Genomic DNA, 16,375 nt, shown 5'->3' with positions numbered 1-16,375 from the left:
GTATAAAGAGTATAAAATTAAAAAAAATGAAAAACAGTATTTCAAAAATAATATTAGGAGGATTTGTTGTAGGAGCAGTTGGATTTACCAATGCACAAAAAATTGATGCAAAGGCTAAAAAAATATTAGACGACATCACAGCAAATTACAAATCTAAAAAGAACACCTATTTTAAGTTCTCTTTTGGAAGTGGAGTAAATGGAGAAGTTGGAAAAACAGAACCTGGAATTTATTATGCTTCTGGAGATAAATACAAACTGAAGATCATGGATACAGAACAGATCTTCGATGGAAATAAGATTTACAACATCAATACAGAAGACATGGAGGTTACTGTAGCAAAACCTAATGCCAACAGCACCATGTTCTCCCCTATCAATTATCTTTCTACCTATAGAAATGATTATAATGTAACATACGATGGGAAGAAAAATGTAAATGGCGTAAACACAGATTTCATTAAATTAACTCCGGTTAAAGCAAACGGATTAAAATATGTGTACATCTTTGTAGATTCTGCTAAAAAACAAATGGTAAAATTAGAACAACACGGAAATAATAAAGATGTTGCCGTAATTGCCATTAAAGAATACAAAGAAAATCAAGATCTGGATGCAAACATGTTTGTATTTGATAAAAATAAATATAAGAATTACGTAATCACAGAATTGTAAAAAGCAGATTTTCAGCGTTACAATTTAGTATTATTACTTAATGATAAAAAAATAATAAAATATAAAGTCACAAAGAAAACTTTGTGGCTTTTTCATTAATTTTGGCGAATGTTAAAAATACTAGACCGATATATCATAAAAACCTTCTTTGGACCGTTTTTTTTCATATTTAGTGTATTGTTTTTCATCTTTATTGTAAATATTGTATGGGTGCAATTGGGGCAATTTATGGGAAAAGGCCTAAGTACTTGGGAGATCCTGAAATTACTTTTTTACCTTGGGGTAAGTGTAATAAGTATGGTTCTACCGCTTACTATTCTTTTGGCTAGTATTATGTCTTTCGGTGAATTTGGAGAACGGTACGAATTGGCAGCCATGAAAGCTGCCGGAATTTCTTTAACCAGAGTGATGATGCCCCTTTTAGGAGTATCTACTGCGCTGGCCATTATGCTCTTTTTCTTTTCGAATAATATTATTCCGGATTTTCAGAGAAAGGCTAAAAACATGCTTTTTAATATTGCTCAGACCAAACCTGCGCTGAATTTCACACCGGGACAGTTTATCGATCAGCTTCCTGGATACATGGTCAAGTTTGATAAAATTTATGGGGAGAATGGTGAAAATATAGAAGGCGTTTTTGTTCACAGAAAAGCAAGTACCTATGAAAACCAACAATCCATTGTAGCGGAGAAAGGAAAATTTGTTCCTGCAGCGAATAAGAATTTCTTAAAATTGGTTCTTTTTAACGGGTATATTTTTGAAGATAACTTTAGTGGAAAACCTGACAACGTAAGGCTGAAGCAACCCGATCAAGCGATAAAATTTGATACATTAACCTCCCATTTTGATATTAGTGAAATCATTAATAAAGCAATTGATGAGGAGCAGATTACTGATGATTACCGTTTCCAGACTTTTAACCAACTTCAAAAAACGATTGATAAGAATAAAAAGGATAATGAGAAATTCTTTGCAACTTCCAGTGGAGATGTTTTGAATCAGACCAATTCTGTCATCACCTATATGGAGCAAAATAAATCTAAAGCCATTCCGAAAGCTCAGGTTAAATTAGACACCGTAAAAAGCGATAAGAAATTGGAAATGATCTACAATGCTCATAACAGATTAGACAATTTAAAATCTACATTAGAGACAAAAAATAACGAAATAAATCCCAACGTAAAATACTTCAGTAAAGTGGTGATCTATCAGCAAAGAATTCTCACCTATTCATTTACCTGTATTATATTCTTTTTAATTGGAGCAAGTTTAGGTTCCATCATTAGAAAAGGAGGGATGGGACTTCCGGTGATCATCGCAATTGTAATTTTCATTATATTCTATGTTATTAATGTTGGTGTTGAAAACATTGCCTGGGCAGGAAAAATGAACCCTTATCTAGCGGCTTGGCTTCCCAACATCATCCTCTTCCCTTTTGGCGTTTGGATGACTTATAAAGCGCTTACAGATTCACAGTTATTTGATGCTGAGAAATACAAAGGCTTATTGAAACCCATTACAAAACTGTTCTCGAAGAAAAGCGATGAACATAAAAGATATCAGTAGTTTTACTTCAAAAAGTAAAGATCCAGAAAATTCTGGATCTTTTTCATTGGTATATATTAAAATTTTTCGTCTTATATTTATTTTCAAGATAAAAAATTATCTTTGGGAAATTAAATAAAATTATATGAAGAAATTATTATTAGTTGGATTATTTAGCCTTGCTTCTTTCAATGCATACGCACAGGAAGATAATATGGATTACGAAATGAGAGCAGGTGAAAAATATGGTTATATAATCGATAAAGGAGGAAAGAAAATTGAAGGTATTGTAAGGTTGAATGGAAGTGATAATAGCCCGTGGCAGAATCAGAAAAAAGTAAAATTCATTGCTACTTCTGATATTGATAGCTCTAAAAAAAGACAGAAATTTAAGACGTATGATTCAGATGATCTGAAAGCATATATGGCTTACGAAAATGATACTGAAAGACATTTTGAAGTTGTAAAATATACCAACACCAAAGAAGGGTTCAATACTGCTACGGGAGGTTTAAGCGGAGGTATAAAGGCTTTTAACAATCTTACAAAATCTAATCAGTTTGCAGAATTAATCACAGATGGAAAGATAAAAGTGTATAAATTATATGGTTACCCAACTACGTTCTCTGCGGGAGGTCAGGTTGCAGTGGCTGAAGAAGAAACCAGAAGATTAAAACAAAGTCCATCTTATATCTATTCAAAAAAAGGAGGCAAAGTAGAAGAATTAACGCTTGATAAAGCTAAAATAATTGTTGCTGACTGTCCGTATGTAAGAGGTAAAATTACAAAAGGAGAATATGGTTCTCTAAAAAATGATGCAAAGAAAAGATCTGGATTAGGAAAATTCATTAAAAACGAAATTGACAACGCAATGTCTGATAACCTTTCTATCGTAAACGAAGTGATCTACGATTACAACGAAAACTGTAAATAATCAATCATTCATACCAACAAAAAGAGGTTCCAAAAAATTGGAACCTCTTTTTTATTTTCAAAAACTGAAAATTATACTTTCATAATTTCAGCTTCTTTCGTCTTAAGATGATCATCACAAGCCTTTACGTGCTTGTCTGTAAGAGCCTGAATATCTTCTTCCACTCCTTTTATAACATCTTCAGAAACACCTTCTAGTCTTTTAAGTTCTTTCAAACCGTTTTGTCTTGCGTTTCTTACAACAATCTTTGTATCTTCAGTTTCTCCTTTAGCCTGTTTTGCCAAATCTCTTCTTCTTTCCTCTGTTAAAGGGGGTACATTAAGGATAATCGTTTCCCCGTTGTTTGAAGGAGCAAAACCTAAGTTAGAGTTGATAATAGCTTTTTCTATCGCACCTACTGCAGTTCTATCCCAAGGTTGAATAGCGATAGTCATAGCATCAGGAACAGAAACGTTGGCAACTTGGTTAATAGGAGTCGGAGCTCCGTAATATTCTACCATAACATCCTGAACCATAGATGTAGATGCACGTCCTGCTCTAATTCTTTGAAATGCATGATCCAAATGCTTAATAGCTGCTTCCATGTCTTGTTTTACAGTTTCTACTATAAGATCTAATTCTTCCATTATATATCTAAAATTTGAATAGTTACACATTTTTTATGAATAATAAGTAACGGGTAACGAGTCCTTTTTAAAACAAAAAAACTCTAAACCCAGAACTTAATTATAAATTGACTAGAGTTCCAACATTTTCTCCTTCTACAATCTTCACTAAATTACCTTCTTTATTCATATCAAATACAATGATGGGTAATTTATTTTCGTGACTTAAAGTGAATGCAGTCATATCCATTACTTTAAGATTCTTTTCAAAAACTTCGTCGAAAGATAAAGAGTTGTATTTCACGGCATCCGCATTTTTCTCAGGATCGCTGTCATAGATACCATCTACTCTTGTTCCTTTTAAGATAACATCAGCTCCGATTTCGATAGCTCTTAGTGTAGCAGCTGTATCAGTTGTGAAATAAGGATTTCCTGTTCCAGCTCCAAAGATCACTACTCTACCTTTCTCAAGGTGTCTCACAGCGCGTCTTTTGATGAAAGGTTCAGCTACTTTATCCATTTCAATAGCAGACTGAAGTCTCGTTTTGATTCCTGCATCTTCCAAAGCACCTTGCAAAGCCATTCCGTTAATTACAGTGGCAAGCATTCCCATATAATCTCCCTGTACTCTGTCCATTCCCTTCGCAGCACCGGCTACTCCACGGAAAATATTTCCTCCTCCAATTACAATGGCAATTTCACAGCCTCTTTCTACTACTTTCTTTATTTCCACTGCATACTCTTGTAGTCTTTCAGTGTCAATACCATATTGTCTGTTACCCATTAAGGCTTCACCACTAAGTTTTAGAAGGATTCTTTTATATTTCATCTTTAATTTTTAATAACTTTTTAAGAAGGGATAGCTCCCTGAAATTTGATTTTGCAAATATAATCATTAAAAATATTGCAATAAGAAAAATATTTAATCAGAAATAATGTGAGAAATATTTTGATACGTACGAAAAAGGATTATTTTTGCATTAATTATAAATTGAATTGAAGAAAATTGTCATTTTTTCATTATTTCTGTCAGGTATTGTGTCTTATGCGCAATCAGGAAGAAATGTTTATCCATTTTTAAATATTCCTGTATCTGCAAGGCAAGCAGCCTTAGGTGGAGACGCAATTACCATAAGAGATTATGATGTTTCCTTTGCTATTGCAAACCCCGCGTTACTAAATAAAGATTCTGATAAACAGCTTTCTGTAAATGGAGCTGCCTATCTGGCGGATTCAAAATACGGAACAATAGCTTTCGCCAAAGATTTTGAGAATGGTCACATGGCCACCATCAATGCAAGGTACATGAGCTATGGTGACATCCCGAGAACGGATGAAAGTGGTTTTGAAAATGGAAACTTCACCGCTTCGGATGTTGCTGTGGGAGCCGGATATGCCTATCAGTTTGAAGAAGACTGGACAATTGGTGGAGGAATCAACTTCATCACTTCAAAAATTGATAATTACTCTTCCTCTGCCATTGGAGGAACTTTAGGGGTTACTTATCACAATAAGAAAAGCAAAGAAGTTGTTTCTGTGGTAGCCAGAAATTTCGGATATCAGTTTAAATCTTTCAACGGAACGAGAGAGAATCTTCCCTTCAGAGTAGATTTAGGATATACCAAAATTCTGAAAGCAATTCCTTTAGCCATTACCATTACTGCTCACGATTTACAACAGTTTGATATTTCATCAGATTATAATGTAAACGGACAGGAAGTAAATGTGGGGAGAAAAATTGCCGACCACTTCTCTATTGGTGCAGAATTATTCCCTGAAAAAGGTTTTAACATCAGATTAGGATATAACGTAAAAAGAGGAAACGAATTGGCCGTAGCAGATCAAAGAAACTTTTCAGGTCTTTCCGGAGGTTTTGGGATTAAAATTGCCAAATTTAGGATTGATTATGCTCACGTAAGATATCACAACGCATCAAATGTCAACCAAATAGGAATTTCTTTAGATCTTAGCGGACACAGATATTAATTTCTTCATCAGAAAAAATTAATATCTTAATGAAGAAAATTTCTTAGTATCTCTTGGTTTTTCAGAAAAAATTTTGAAAATTGCGGTATGAAAAAACCTGTAATAGCTATCGATGGGTACTCCTCTACTGGAAAAAGTTCAATCTCCAAGGTCATTGCCGATAAACTAGAACTCGTTCATCTGGATACAGGTGCGCTTTACAGAGGTGTTACTTGGTTTGGCCTGCAACACTGTATGGATGATAAAGGAGCTATAAATCTTGAAAAACTATTTTCTTCTTTAGATCAAATTCAACTTGAGTTTAAAAATAACGAGGGCGAATTGGTTCTTTATCTTAATCAAACCGATATATCTAAACAAATCAGAACCAATCAGGTTTCTGATAACGTAAGTTTAGTTGCTAAACAAAAAGAAGTAAGAGACTTTTTACTTCAATCTCAACGTACCTTGGCAGAGAAAGGCGGAATTATTATGGACGGACGTGACATTGGGACAGTAGTTCTGCCAAATGCTGACTTCAAATTTTTCCTTACTGCCAGTATTGATGAAAGAACAAAAAGAAGATATAACGAACTTCTAAGCCTTGGTATTGAGGCCAACGAACAGCAAGTAAAGGAAAACCTAATTATCCGTGATAAAATCGACAGCGAAAGAGAAATTGCCCCATTAAAGCAGGCTCACGACGCCATTGTAATAGACAATACCAACCTCACAAAAAAAGAAACCATTGAAAGTATTCTTTCCTATATTAAAAACTTTTAATAATTTTTAATAGAAAATAGCCTGTTTTGGTACATTAATTGTAGGATTTAAAGCGTAAAAAACTAATATTTATTAACTATTTAAAAAACGAAAAATGTCTAGAAAAGAAAAAAATACAGCGGGTATATTAGCGGGACTTCTTGCAGGTGCTGCGGCAGGTGTAATTTTAGGAATGCTTTATGCTCCTGAAGAAGGAAAAGAAACTAGAAAAAAAATTAAAACTAAGGCTAACGATCTTAAAGATCAGGCAAAAGAAAAGTATGGTGAAGTTTCTGAAAAAGTGAAAGACCAGTATGGTAACATTTCATCTACTTTCAAAGAAACAGCTAATAACGTAGCACATACTATGAAGGATGGTTATGATAAATATAAAGATCAAATTGTTTCTAAAACTACAGATGTAGTAAAAAACGTAGAAGCAGAATTAAATGATCTTAAAAAATAAATAATTTATTTTTAGAAGTAAATTATGAGAAGGAACTTTGTGCACGAAAGTTCCTTTTTTTGTAAATTTAAAAAAAACAATGATGATAGAAACTATTAAAGAATACGCATCTAAGAGAATAGATCTTCTGAAAATTGAAGCGACTGAAAAGTCATCACTTTCTGCAGGTATTATCACTTATCTTGTTGTATTGATTATTGCTTTTGCCTTTTTTATTATTCTCTTTAATTTCGGAATTGCATTCCTGATAGGTAAAGCTCTCGATAATACATCTTATGGATTTTTAATTGTTGCTGCATTTTATTTTTTAGTCATGATCTTTATTATTGCCTTCAAAAATAGGATTGTAAACTCTGTGGCAGATCAAGTTATTAAATTTTTAAATCATTAAACTATGGGTAGAAATTACGAAAGCTTACAAGAATTAAGAATTAAGAAAAAATTATTGAAAGGTGAGATCAGTGATTTAGAGAATTTGCTGACTTTTAAAAACACAAAAGAAAGTTTAAGTGCATTTACAAACGGTTTAACAGATCAGTATCTGCAGGAAAAAACAGATGAAGAAGGCGATGAAAAAATTGTTCTCAGAAAAGATGTTATTGCCAAACAACTAACCTCAGAGGTTAAAGATATGTTGATCAACAGAAACTCAGCGATGAGTCTTGCCAGTTCTGCATTTAAAGGAAATGCTGTAGACAGTATTATCAAACTTGGAGTTGCTGCGTTGGTAGGAAACTATGCCAAGAAAAATATGAGCAGCCCTAATTGGAAGAAAAAGATTTTGGGCGCTGCAATGATTTACCTCGCTCCTATTGCTTTAAAATTTGTAAGAAAGAAATTAGAAAGCTATCAAAAAAGTAAAAGCGTTTCAAGTATGGAACAACTTATATAATTTATTAGGTATCAGATGCTAGAAATTTCAGTCTTGCATCTGATATCTAAAAATATTTTTTACTTTGAAAACAATTGCCCTAAGATAATTCCAGCAGCCATTGAAACATTCAGGCTTTCCGTAGATTGAGATTTTCCAAATCTCGGAATACTAATACTTTTTTGAAGTAATTTTTCGGTTTCAGGACGCATTCCATTGCCTTCGTTGCCTAGAATTAGATTAAATTTCTCGGGTTTTTGAAAGGTGTAAATATTTTCTCCTTCCATATCTGTTCCAATGTTCACATTTTCTGTTTTAGAAAGATATTCTACAAGATTTGTATAAACTACATTTACTCTTGTAAAAGATCCCATAGTCGACATGATAACTTTAGGGTTATAGACATCCACCGTATCTTCACTGCAAATAATCTGTTCTATCCCAAACCAATCTGCCAATCGGATAATCGTACCTAAATTTCCTGGATCCTGAATACCATCCAATACCAGTTGAATATTTTGATCATGAAATTTTTCTTCCGTTTTCAAATAGCAGAGAGCCACAGAATCTTTAGGATTTTTCAGGAAACTAATTTTTTTCAACTCATTTTCAGATACATGAGTGATGGGTACATCTGTACGGTCCAATTTTTGAGGATCGGTAGAGAATATTTCTTTAATTTTAAAGTTAGAATTAAAAAGTTCGCAAATGATTTTATTACCCTCAACCAAAAACAAATTGTATTTTTGTCTGAACTTCTTTTTATCTAAAGTCTGTAAAATTTTTATTGTATGAGCTGTAAGCATTATAAGAATTCTCCTCAAAAATATTATAAAATTATCTCATTTGCAACATTTGTTGGTCTTCTTTATGCTTGTAGTACAACAAAGAAAGTTCCAAACGGTGAATATTTGCTCACGCAAAACAATTTTGAGTTTGAAGATAAGAAAGATCTTTTCGATAGTGAACTGAAAAACTATGTTCAGCAAAAGCCAAATAAAAAGCAATTTCTTTTCATGCCTTTAGGTTTATGGCTATACAATGCAGCAAATCCTAAATACGACACCATTCTTAATGAATACATGACCTATCCTAATGAAATGAGAGATCAGAAATTAAGAGATTCTCTTTTCATTAAGTATAACATGAAAAGCAGTGTGGGAAAAAATTTGTTAATCGATAGATTATACCACAATTGGGGTTCGCCTCCTGTAATTTTAGATCAGACAAAAACTGAAAAAAGCGCTGAATCTATTAAGAAAAGATTAACCTACCGAGGATATTGGGATGCTGATGTGAAATTTAAACAGGCATTAGATTCAGCTTCTAAAAAAGCGGCTGTCACTTATTTTATCACCCATAAAGATCCTTCTCTTATTAAAGAATATTATTACAATATTCCGGATCCTACAATTAAAAATATTTATCAGCAAAAAATTCATCAAAGTCTTGTAAGATCAGGGAAAGTTCTTGATCAGACTGTTCTCGAAAAAGAGGTTACTAGAATTACCGACCTGATGAGAGAATATGGTTATTATAAATTTAATAATCTTAATGATGAAATTTATTTCGTAGCTGATTCATTAAAAAGTAGAAAACAAATCCCTTTGACTCTTGAGGTTCATAAAGATTCTTTAGATACCCCTTACAAAAAAGCAACCATAGGAAATATAGATGTTGCTATTGTAGACGAAGCCAATGAGTACCCTAAGAATACAACCAAAGACAGTTTAAGAGGAATCAGGTTTCATAAAGTAAATAATCAATATACTACACGTTCTATATGGAGAGCGGTTATTGTAGCCAACAAACAGGTTTATGACCAGAAGAAGCTAGACCTTACCAAGAGAAATCTTTTATCCATGAACAATTTCAGTATTCTGAAGGCAAAAGATTCTTTACGACATGGTGGTGGCACTTCTCCCAACGACAGTATTATTGACGTCATGTATTTGTTAAAACCCCTTCCAAAATACGAATTGAAGTTAGGAACCGATGTTAACTATTCTCAGTTATTAAACTTAGGAGTTTCTCCTTCTGTAGATTTAACAACAAGAAACATTTTCAACGGCGCAGAAAACCTTTCGACAAGTCTTTCCGGAACTTTTGGCTCTATCAGAAGTACAAAAGATATTAGTCAGAGAGTTTTAGCGTATGAAATCTCTGCGCAGGCCTCTCTTAACTTCCCGAGACTTTTAATCCCTTTTGATTACTATAAATTTCTCCCTAAAAGATACAGCCCTACTTCTTCTATTGTGCTAGGAGCTGCGATTCAAAATAATATTGGTTTGGGAAGAGTAAACTTTAATACGGGACTCAATTATTTTGCTACAGTCAACGACAAAGTTTCTCATAGGCTTACTCTTTTTAACACACAGCTAAGTTTAACAAAGAATAAAGATGCCTATTATGATTATTTCGTCAATGATAATATTATACGAAACGAAATCTTCAAAGATTATTTTCAGTATAATGCTGAAGCTGGCACAGATTTTACTGCAGGAAAAACAACTATTGATCAAGTTTCTAAAGAGATTGTATCTGACAAAGAATATCAAAGTCAACTTAATCAAGGAGGAATTGACCTCTTAACCGCATTTACAGGCACATTGATAAACAAAGACCGACAGACTCAGGATGTTATTATTTCTTCTATGATCTATAATTTTGTTTATAATGAAATTGGAAAAAAAGATTATCCCAATGCATTTTATTTCAATGGAAAAGTAGAATTAGCAGGGAATGCATTAAGTATATTCAATAAGAAAAGAAATGATGGTGGTATTGTAACCAATCCGGAAAGAACCATTTTCGGAATTCCTTATGCACAATTCATCAAATTTGATTTTGATGTAAGAAAATATTTCAAATTCAATGGCAATCAAACCTTAGTATTGCGTCAATTTATTGGGTTAGGTATTCCTTATGGAAATTCCTCTTCGATGCCTGTGATCAGGTCTTATTTCAATGGAGGATCAAATGATATCAGAGCTTGGGTTGCGTATGGAGGATTAGGTCCTTCCGATTCACAGGTTGATGAAAGAGTGCGTACCTATATGACAGACAATGTGAAATTAACGACCAATATTGAATATAGAATTCCTTTTACCGAAATGTATGAAGGCGCTATTTTTACGGATATCGGTAACACATGGAGTCTTCGTAACCAAAATAACGGTTATGGAGATGAATTTAAGTTCAATAAATTCTTAGGTCAAATGGGGGTCGGTAGCGGTTTCGGGTTAAGAGTGAATGTTGCTTATATTACCCTTAGGCTAGATCTTGCATATAAAATTTATGATCCCAATAAAGCTGAAGGTGACAGATGGAGGTTGAAAAACTTCCAACCTTTCAAACCTACCTTAAATATTGCTTTCGGATACCCTTTTTAATCAGGAGAAATTCCCAATATAAAATATACTACAGCAATCACTCTGGCGAGAATTTCTCTGGATTGATTTCTGTAGAAACTTTCAGGCTTATTGACATCCTGAGCGTCAAAACCTAATGCATTCATATTATTATTTCTTGCAAAAAATAAGGCACGAAGATTATGAAAACCTTGTGATACAATGATCACATTGTCTTTTTTATAAACATCTTTACAGCGTAAAATACTTTTATAGGTATTGAAACCTTTTGGGTCTTCTGTTATGATTTCTTCGGGAACACCTTCCTGATAAACAAGATAATTTTTCATAGCTGCAGGCTCATTATAGCCCTTGCTTTTTTCTCCGCTTACAATGATCTGTTTTATTTTTCCGTGATGATATAGCAGCGCTGTTGCATCCATTCTCTTCGTAAAATACGGATTAGACATTCCCGATCTCATTTTGGGCGACGTTCCTAATACCAAAGCAATCTCTCTGGGTGGAATTTTAGAGATCTTGGTGTATGTTCTTCCTCCAGTAAGGGCAAAAACCCAAGCATTAGCCAGACATATCAGCAGAACTCCTATTTCTACTGATATAAATGTAAGGTTGAATATGTTTCTTAAGACTCTCAAATGAGATCAAAGTTAAGCTTTATTTTCTTAGTTTTTGCAATAGACATACAAGCTAATATTTTACCTTGTGCTTCTTCTTTTTCTGTTAAATATTCATTTTCTAACAGTTCAACTTCTCCTTCTTCAAGATAACATTCGCAGCTTCCACAAATCCCCGACTTGCATGAATAGGGTACAGAAAATTTTTGACCTAATAATTGCTGAAGAATTTTGTCTTTATTGTCAGGCAATTCTGTGTGATATTCCTTTCCAAACATCTTAAATTCTACTTCAACATTTTCAATTAAAGGAAATTCTTTTTCAATTGGATAAATATCATCATTAAATTCTTCAAAAAGCTCAAAGTGAATATTTTTCTTCGGAATACCGTGGTGATAACAGGCATTAGCAAGCGTCTTGATCATTTCTCCCTTTCCACAGATCAATACTTCATCTACAGCATCCCAAATCGTAGATTCTTCATCCGTATCATCTAAATGCAGAATCTGATTAATAATTAAATTCAACTTCTTAGCATCTAATCTTCCATAAAAGAACTGATCAGCCGTTTTTTCCTGAGAAAAGAAATAGAAAATCTGTAATCTGTCGCCACACGTTTTAGCAAGATTATCAAGCCATTCTTTGTAAACGAGCTCTTCCGAATTCTTATTTCCAAAGAATAAAAACAATCTCGTTCTTGGTTCAGTATGAAGAATGTTTTTAAAATGACTTAATATTGGAGTAATTCCGATTCCTGCTGCAAAAGCAACGATTGTTCTGAATTCATGAGGTTTAGAACCCAATGTAAACCTTCCACTCGGTTCACTCACAAGTAATTCGTCTCCTACATGATAGTTTTTAAACAATTGTGAAGTGGCTCCGTCTGGAGAAGTAATCTTTATCCCTAAACTTATTTTTTTCTCATAAGGCGCGGAGGTCATCGAATAGTCATTAATAACTTCTTTACCGTGAGACTGAAATTTCACACTTACAAACTGTCCAGCTTCAAATTCGAAATTTTCCTGCAGGCTCTCAGGAATCTCAAATTCCAAAGAAAAAGTATTTTTGGTAAGTTCTTCCTTTTTCGTTATTTTTAGCCAATGAAACTGTGTCAGTTTCCCTTTATAGATTTGTTGTTCCATACTTCAATTCAAAAATAGCTAAAAAATAATTTATGAGGAAGATAATTTTATCCACGATTGTTCTCGTTGCACTTTCTAGTTGTAAAAAAGAAAGTCAGAAAACTGATGATAATGCAAATAGTACAGATAGTGTTTCGGTTTCACAAAACACAGAACCGGCTTCCCCGGCAGTAGGTTTGAAAGTTTTGACGACACAGCAGGCATCTGATTATTTACAAAAAAAGAATGACACTTTATATGTAACCAATTTCTTTGCAACCTGGTGTGGTCCTTGTGTTCAAGAAATCCCACATTTTAAAGAAAAAATAGCTGAGTTAAAAGGTAAACCTGTAAAAATTACCTTTGTAAGTATTGATAATAAAGATGTTTGGAACACAGAAGTACCAAGTTTCGTAGATAAACAGGGAATTCGTGAAAATACCGTCTTGCTCGACGGACAACTTCTAGATGCCAATTTTTTTAAAAGTAACTTCAAAGAATGGACAGGTTCTGCCATTCCTTTTACCTACATGAGAAAAGGTGACAAAACCGAGGAATCTTTGGGAATGATAACTTCACAAATGTTGGATTCTAAAATAAAATCTTTGCTAAAATAAATCTTACAGAATTTTTTCTGAATGATGTCAAATAAATTCAAAATCCTGTGTTTGCTATTTTTAATCGCCATTATTATTACTGCGATCATTAATCTGAACACAGGATTTTTAAGTCTCAACTTTCAGGACTTCTTCATGAACTCCGAAAATAATCAAATTGCCGAAATTCGTATTAACCGGGTTTTAGTGATGCTATTAGCGGGAATTTCAATTCCTACTTCCGGTTTTTTGATGCAGGAATATTTTCAAAATCCATTGGCCGGACCGGATATTTTAGGGATAACCTCTGTCGCCAGTTTGTCCGTTGCCTTTTATATCTTTTTTTCCTACAACATTTCTCTACCTGAATTTCTTCAAAATAGTTTTTTGAGCTTATCTGCCATTGCTGGAAGTTTAGCTTTGATGTTGATTTTATTATCAATGTCGAATAAATTTCAGGATAAATCTTACTTAATTATTTTCGGATTTTTAGTTTCTGCATTTGCCGGAGCCATTGTTTCGTTGCTTCAATTCTATGCTGAAAATCAAAGTTTAAAAAACTATATTTTATGGTCTTTCGGAGCAAATAATATGGTGACGAGAAATCAAATTTATGTTTTATCCGTTTTAGTTTCAATCGGATTATTTATTTGTTTTAAAACCATAAAACCTTTAATAGGAAACTCGTTAGGAAGTTCGTATGCCCAAAGTTTAGGTGTTAATTTACAGCATTTAAAGCTATTGATCATTGTAGCCTCTTCCCTACTTTCCGCTTCTATTACAGCATTTTTAGGACCCATTTTATTTATAGGAATTATTGTTCCTCACTTTTGCAGACTGGTTTATAATCCTGCAAAACTCTGGCAGCAATGGATCTTAAATATGTTTTTGGGAATGCTGATGATGTTGTTATTTTCAATTGTTGCTGAAAAATCTCAAATCCCATTGAATGTGATAAGCTCTATATTTGGAATTCCTGTGATATTGATGATGCTATTGAAACAGAATAAGGTTTAGTTGTTGGTATGATGATGAATTGTAAAGGAATTAATTGTCAATTTTAAATTCTCTCGCAGATTTTGCTGATTAAGCAGATGATTGAAAATATTTTAATTAAACTTAAATAATATTTAAAAAATACAACCCCATTTTGTCATTCCAGAGGAATCTAAACTAACTTTGTAAAAATGCTTCCAGCATGACAAGCTAAACGTAAAAAAATCTGCGTAATCTGCAAAATCCGCGAGAAAAGAAATAAAAACGCTGTAAATCTGTGTAAGTAAAAATTAAATAAAAATGCACCTACAAATAAACCAAGCAAACATAGGCTACAATAAAACCTTAATTTCAAATGCTTCTGCCCATTTGAATTTAGGAGACGTATGCTTATTGATTGGTAACAACGGTGTCGGAAAAACGACTTTAATTAAATCTATTCTCCATCAAAATGCTTTATTAAGCGGAGAAATTTCAATTAATAATAAAAATATAAAAAACCTTTCTGTTAAGGAAATTGCAGAAAATATTGCCGTGGTATTTTCAAAGTCTGTTATTCCGCAGAATTATACGGTTGAGGATCTTATTTCGCTAGGAAAATACATTTATTATCCTTTCTATTTTGAGCTTAAAAAAGAAGATCGTGAAGAAGTTTCTGATATTATTACAGCTTTAGATTTAGACGAATACAAACATACTCTTCTTAAAAACCTCTCTGACGGAAACCTTCAAAAGGCTTTTATTGGAAGAGCTTTAACGCAGAACTCTCCTATTATTATTCTGGATGAACCTACAACCCATTTAGATGAAAAGAATAAAATTATCATCTTAAAAACGCTTAGGAAATTAGCCAAAGAACAGAATAAATTGATTCTATTTTCGTCCCACGACTGGCGATTGGCAAAAGAATTTGCAGATAAAATTTGGTATGTAAAAAACCATCATTTGTATTCCGGGATCGTGGAAGATATTTTACTTCAACATGATGAGCTAACCAACGCTTCTTTATTTCAGGTTAATGAAAATTTTGTAGCTCCAAAAATCATTGCACCCGATTTTTATAAAGAAATGTTGTATTCTTTACTTCAAAAAAACTTCCAAAAAGACCTTTCTTTATTAAATTTTGAACTCCAACACAACTTTTGGGTTATTTCTAATGATTCCTTGAAACAACAATGCGAATCCTTCGAAGAAATTGTTAATTTCGTGAAAACCATTTACTAATACACGCTTTTCTTTATTAACTTCATATACTATGCATGCATAGTATTATGCTAATCATACAATTTAATCGCCTAACTATCAATCTATTAACAAAATTTAACGTTAATAAATACTATGCATGCATAATATTTACTACATTTGAATTAAACCATTTCCCAAAAAATGATGGACAACAATAAAGATAAAATAGAAAACGTAGATCTAATTTTAAAGCAGACTTGGTTGGCTGTTTCTAAAATGTATACAGATCTTGCTCAGGAACATGATTCAACAGCCGTTCAGGCCCTTACTCTTCTTAAAATTGACCCTAAAGAAGGCACAAGAAGTACGAATTTAGGACCTAAAATGGCCATTGAACCTACTTCATTAACAAGAATTATAAAACTTCTTGAAGACAACGGATATATTTACAAGGAAAAAACAACTACAGACAAGCGTGAAGTAATTATAAAACTTACCGACAAAGGATTGAATTCCAGAAACATGTCTAAGGAAGTTGTCGTTAACTTCAACAAGAGAGTGATGGAAAAAATTGCTCCAGAAAAGCTAGATACTTTTAAAGAAGTGATGGTTGAGATCATGAAAATTGCGATCGATTTAAATAATAAAAAATAATAACAAATCAATAAAT

At 33.0% G+C, this 16,375-nt stretch carries 18 protein-coding genes; 13 read left to right on the top strand and 5 right to left on the bottom strand.

Going from position 1 to position 16,375, the window contains the following annotated elements:
• Window positions 1-26 precede the first annotated feature (26 nt).
• The 3 genes from AMQ68_RS01540 to AMQ68_RS01530 all read left to right on the top strand — a co-directional run bounded on the left by AMQ68_RS01540 (window position 27) and on the right by AMQ68_RS01530 (window position 3,153).
• Window positions 27-674: an outer membrane lipoprotein carrier protein LolA gene (locus AMQ68_RS01540; protein ID WP_054508879.1), complete on the top strand. Its 648-nt coding sequence runs from the start codon at window positions 27-29 to the stop codon at window positions 672-674.
• Between the two features lie 108 nt (window positions 675-782).
• The gene (locus AMQ68_RS01535) at window positions 783-2,240 is read left to right on the top strand and encodes an LptF/LptG family permease (protein WP_054508878.1); all 1,458 of its coding nucleotides are present in this window, start codon (window positions 783-785) and stop codon (window positions 2,238-2,240) included.
• A gap of 124 nt (window positions 2,241-2,364) precedes the next feature.
• Complete coding sequence (locus AMQ68_RS01530) at window positions 2,365-3,153, top strand: hypothetical protein (protein ID WP_054508877.1); 789 nt, start codon at window positions 2,365-2,367, stop codon at window positions 3,151-3,153.
• 71 nt (window positions 3,154-3,224) lie between these two features.
• On the opposite strand, the gene frr is transcribed toward AMQ68_RS01530, so the two are convergent.
• Together frr and pyrH are read right to left on the bottom strand one after the other, a co-directional pair.
• Window positions 3,225-3,779, bottom strand: a complete 555-nt coding sequence (gene frr, locus AMQ68_RS01525) for a ribosome recycling factor (protein WP_054508876.1) — start codon at window positions 3,777-3,779, stop codon at window positions 3,225-3,227.
• A gap of 100 nt (window positions 3,780-3,879) precedes the next feature.
• Complete coding sequence (gene pyrH / locus AMQ68_RS01520; protein ID WP_054508875.1) at window positions 3,880-4,587, bottom strand: UMP kinase; 708 nt, start codon at window positions 4,585-4,587, stop codon at window positions 3,880-3,882.
• Window positions 4,588-4,754: 167 nt separating this feature from the next.
• On the opposite strand from pyrH, the gene porQ reads away from it, so the two are divergent.
• The 5 genes from porQ (at window position 4,755) to AMQ68_RS01495 (ending at window position 7,843) form a co-directional block, all read left to right on the top strand.
• Complete coding sequence (porQ, locus tag AMQ68_RS01515) at window positions 4,755-5,744, top strand: type IX secretion system protein PorQ (RefSeq protein ID WP_054508874.1); 990 nt, start codon at window positions 4,755-4,757, stop codon at window positions 5,742-5,744.
• An 87-nt stretch (window positions 5,745-5,831) separates the two neighbouring features.
• The gene (gene cmk, locus AMQ68_RS01510; protein WP_054508873.1) at window positions 5,832-6,506 is read left to right on the top strand and encodes a (d)CMP kinase; all 675 of its coding nucleotides are present in this window, start codon (window positions 5,832-5,834) and stop codon (window positions 6,504-6,506) included.
• Between the two features lie 94 nt (window positions 6,507-6,600).
• Complete coding sequence (locus AMQ68_RS01505) at window positions 6,601-6,951, top strand: YtxH domain-containing protein (protein ID WP_054508872.1); 351 nt, start codon at window positions 6,601-6,603, stop codon at window positions 6,949-6,951.
• Window positions 6,952-7,030: 79 nt separating this feature from the next.
• Window positions 7,031-7,342: a phage holin family protein gene (locus AMQ68_RS01500; protein ID WP_241775018.1), complete on the top strand. Its 312-nt coding sequence runs from the start codon at window positions 7,031-7,033 to the stop codon at window positions 7,340-7,342.
• 3 nt (window positions 7,343-7,345) lie between these two features.
• Window positions 7,346-7,843, top strand: a complete 498-nt coding sequence (locus tag AMQ68_RS01495; protein WP_054508871.1) for a hypothetical protein — start codon at window positions 7,346-7,348, stop codon at window positions 7,841-7,843.
• 59 nt (window positions 7,844-7,902) lie between these two features.
• Here AMQ68_RS01495 and AMQ68_RS01490 read toward each other — a convergent pair whose 3' ends face one another.
• The gene (locus AMQ68_RS01490; protein WP_054508870.1) at window positions 7,903-8,628 is read right to left on the bottom strand and encodes an RNA methyltransferase; all 726 of its coding nucleotides are present in this window, start codon (window positions 8,626-8,628) and stop codon (window positions 7,903-7,905) included.
• Here AMQ68_RS01490 and AMQ68_RS01485 point away from each other — a divergent pair.
• The gene (locus tag AMQ68_RS01485; protein ID WP_054508869.1) at window positions 8,614-11,214 is read left to right on the top strand and encodes a BamA/TamA family outer membrane protein; all 2,601 of its coding nucleotides are present in this window, start codon (window positions 8,614-8,616) and stop codon (window positions 11,212-11,214) included. The two genes, AMQ68_RS01490 and AMQ68_RS01485, sit on opposite strands and share 15 nt — an antisense overlap.
• Here the strand turns inward: AMQ68_RS01485 and AMQ68_RS01480 are convergent.
• Window positions 11,211-11,828, bottom strand: coding sequence for a vancomycin high temperature exclusion protein (locus AMQ68_RS01480; RefSeq protein ID WP_054508868.1), 618 nt, complete (start codon window positions 11,826-11,828; stop codon window positions 11,211-11,213). The genes AMQ68_RS01485 and AMQ68_RS01480 overlap by 4 nt on opposite strands.
• On the bottom strand, window positions 11,825-12,949 hold the full coding sequence (locus tag AMQ68_RS01475) for an iron-sulfur cluster-binding domain-containing protein (RefSeq protein ID WP_054508867.1): 1,125 nt from the start codon (window positions 12,947-12,949) through the stop codon (window positions 11,825-11,827). The genes AMQ68_RS01480 and AMQ68_RS01475 overlap by 4 nt, the downstream gene beginning before the upstream one ends.
• Window positions 12,950-12,981: 32 nt before the next feature.
• Here AMQ68_RS01475 and AMQ68_RS01470 point away from each other — a divergent pair, with 32 nt between their 5' ends.
• The 4 genes from AMQ68_RS01470 to AMQ68_RS01455 all read left to right on the top strand — a co-directional run bounded on the left by AMQ68_RS01470 (window position 12,982) and on the right by AMQ68_RS01455 (window position 16,359).
• Window positions 12,982-13,545, top strand: a complete 564-nt coding sequence (locus AMQ68_RS01470) for a TlpA family protein disulfide reductase (protein ID WP_054508866.1) — start codon at window positions 12,982-12,984, stop codon at window positions 13,543-13,545.
• 24 nt (window positions 13,546-13,569) lie between these two features.
• The gene (locus AMQ68_RS01465) at window positions 13,570-14,541 is read left to right on the top strand and encodes an iron ABC transporter permease (RefSeq protein WP_185113390.1); all 972 of its coding nucleotides are present in this window, start codon (window positions 13,570-13,572) and stop codon (window positions 14,539-14,541) included.
• 279 nt (window positions 14,542-14,820) lie between these two features.
• On the top strand, window positions 14,821-15,744 hold the full coding sequence (locus AMQ68_RS01460) for an ABC transporter ATP-binding protein (protein WP_054508864.1): 924 nt from the start codon (window positions 14,821-14,823) through the stop codon (window positions 15,742-15,744).
• 165 nt (window positions 15,745-15,909) lie between these two features.
• On the top strand, window positions 15,910-16,359 hold the full coding sequence (locus AMQ68_RS01455) for a MarR family winged helix-turn-helix transcriptional regulator (protein WP_054509975.1): 450 nt from the start codon (window positions 15,910-15,912) through the stop codon (window positions 16,357-16,359).
• Window positions 16,360-16,375 lie beyond the last annotated feature (16 nt).

Source organism: Chryseobacterium sp. ERMR1:04 (assembly GCF_001297705.1).
In the GTDB taxonomy this organism is placed as follows: Bacteria; Bacteroidota; Bacteroidia; order Flavobacteriales; family Weeksellaceae; genus Chryseobacterium.
Note: the sequence above shows the minus strand (reverse complement) of the source record. Positions and strands in the feature narration are given on the sequence as shown.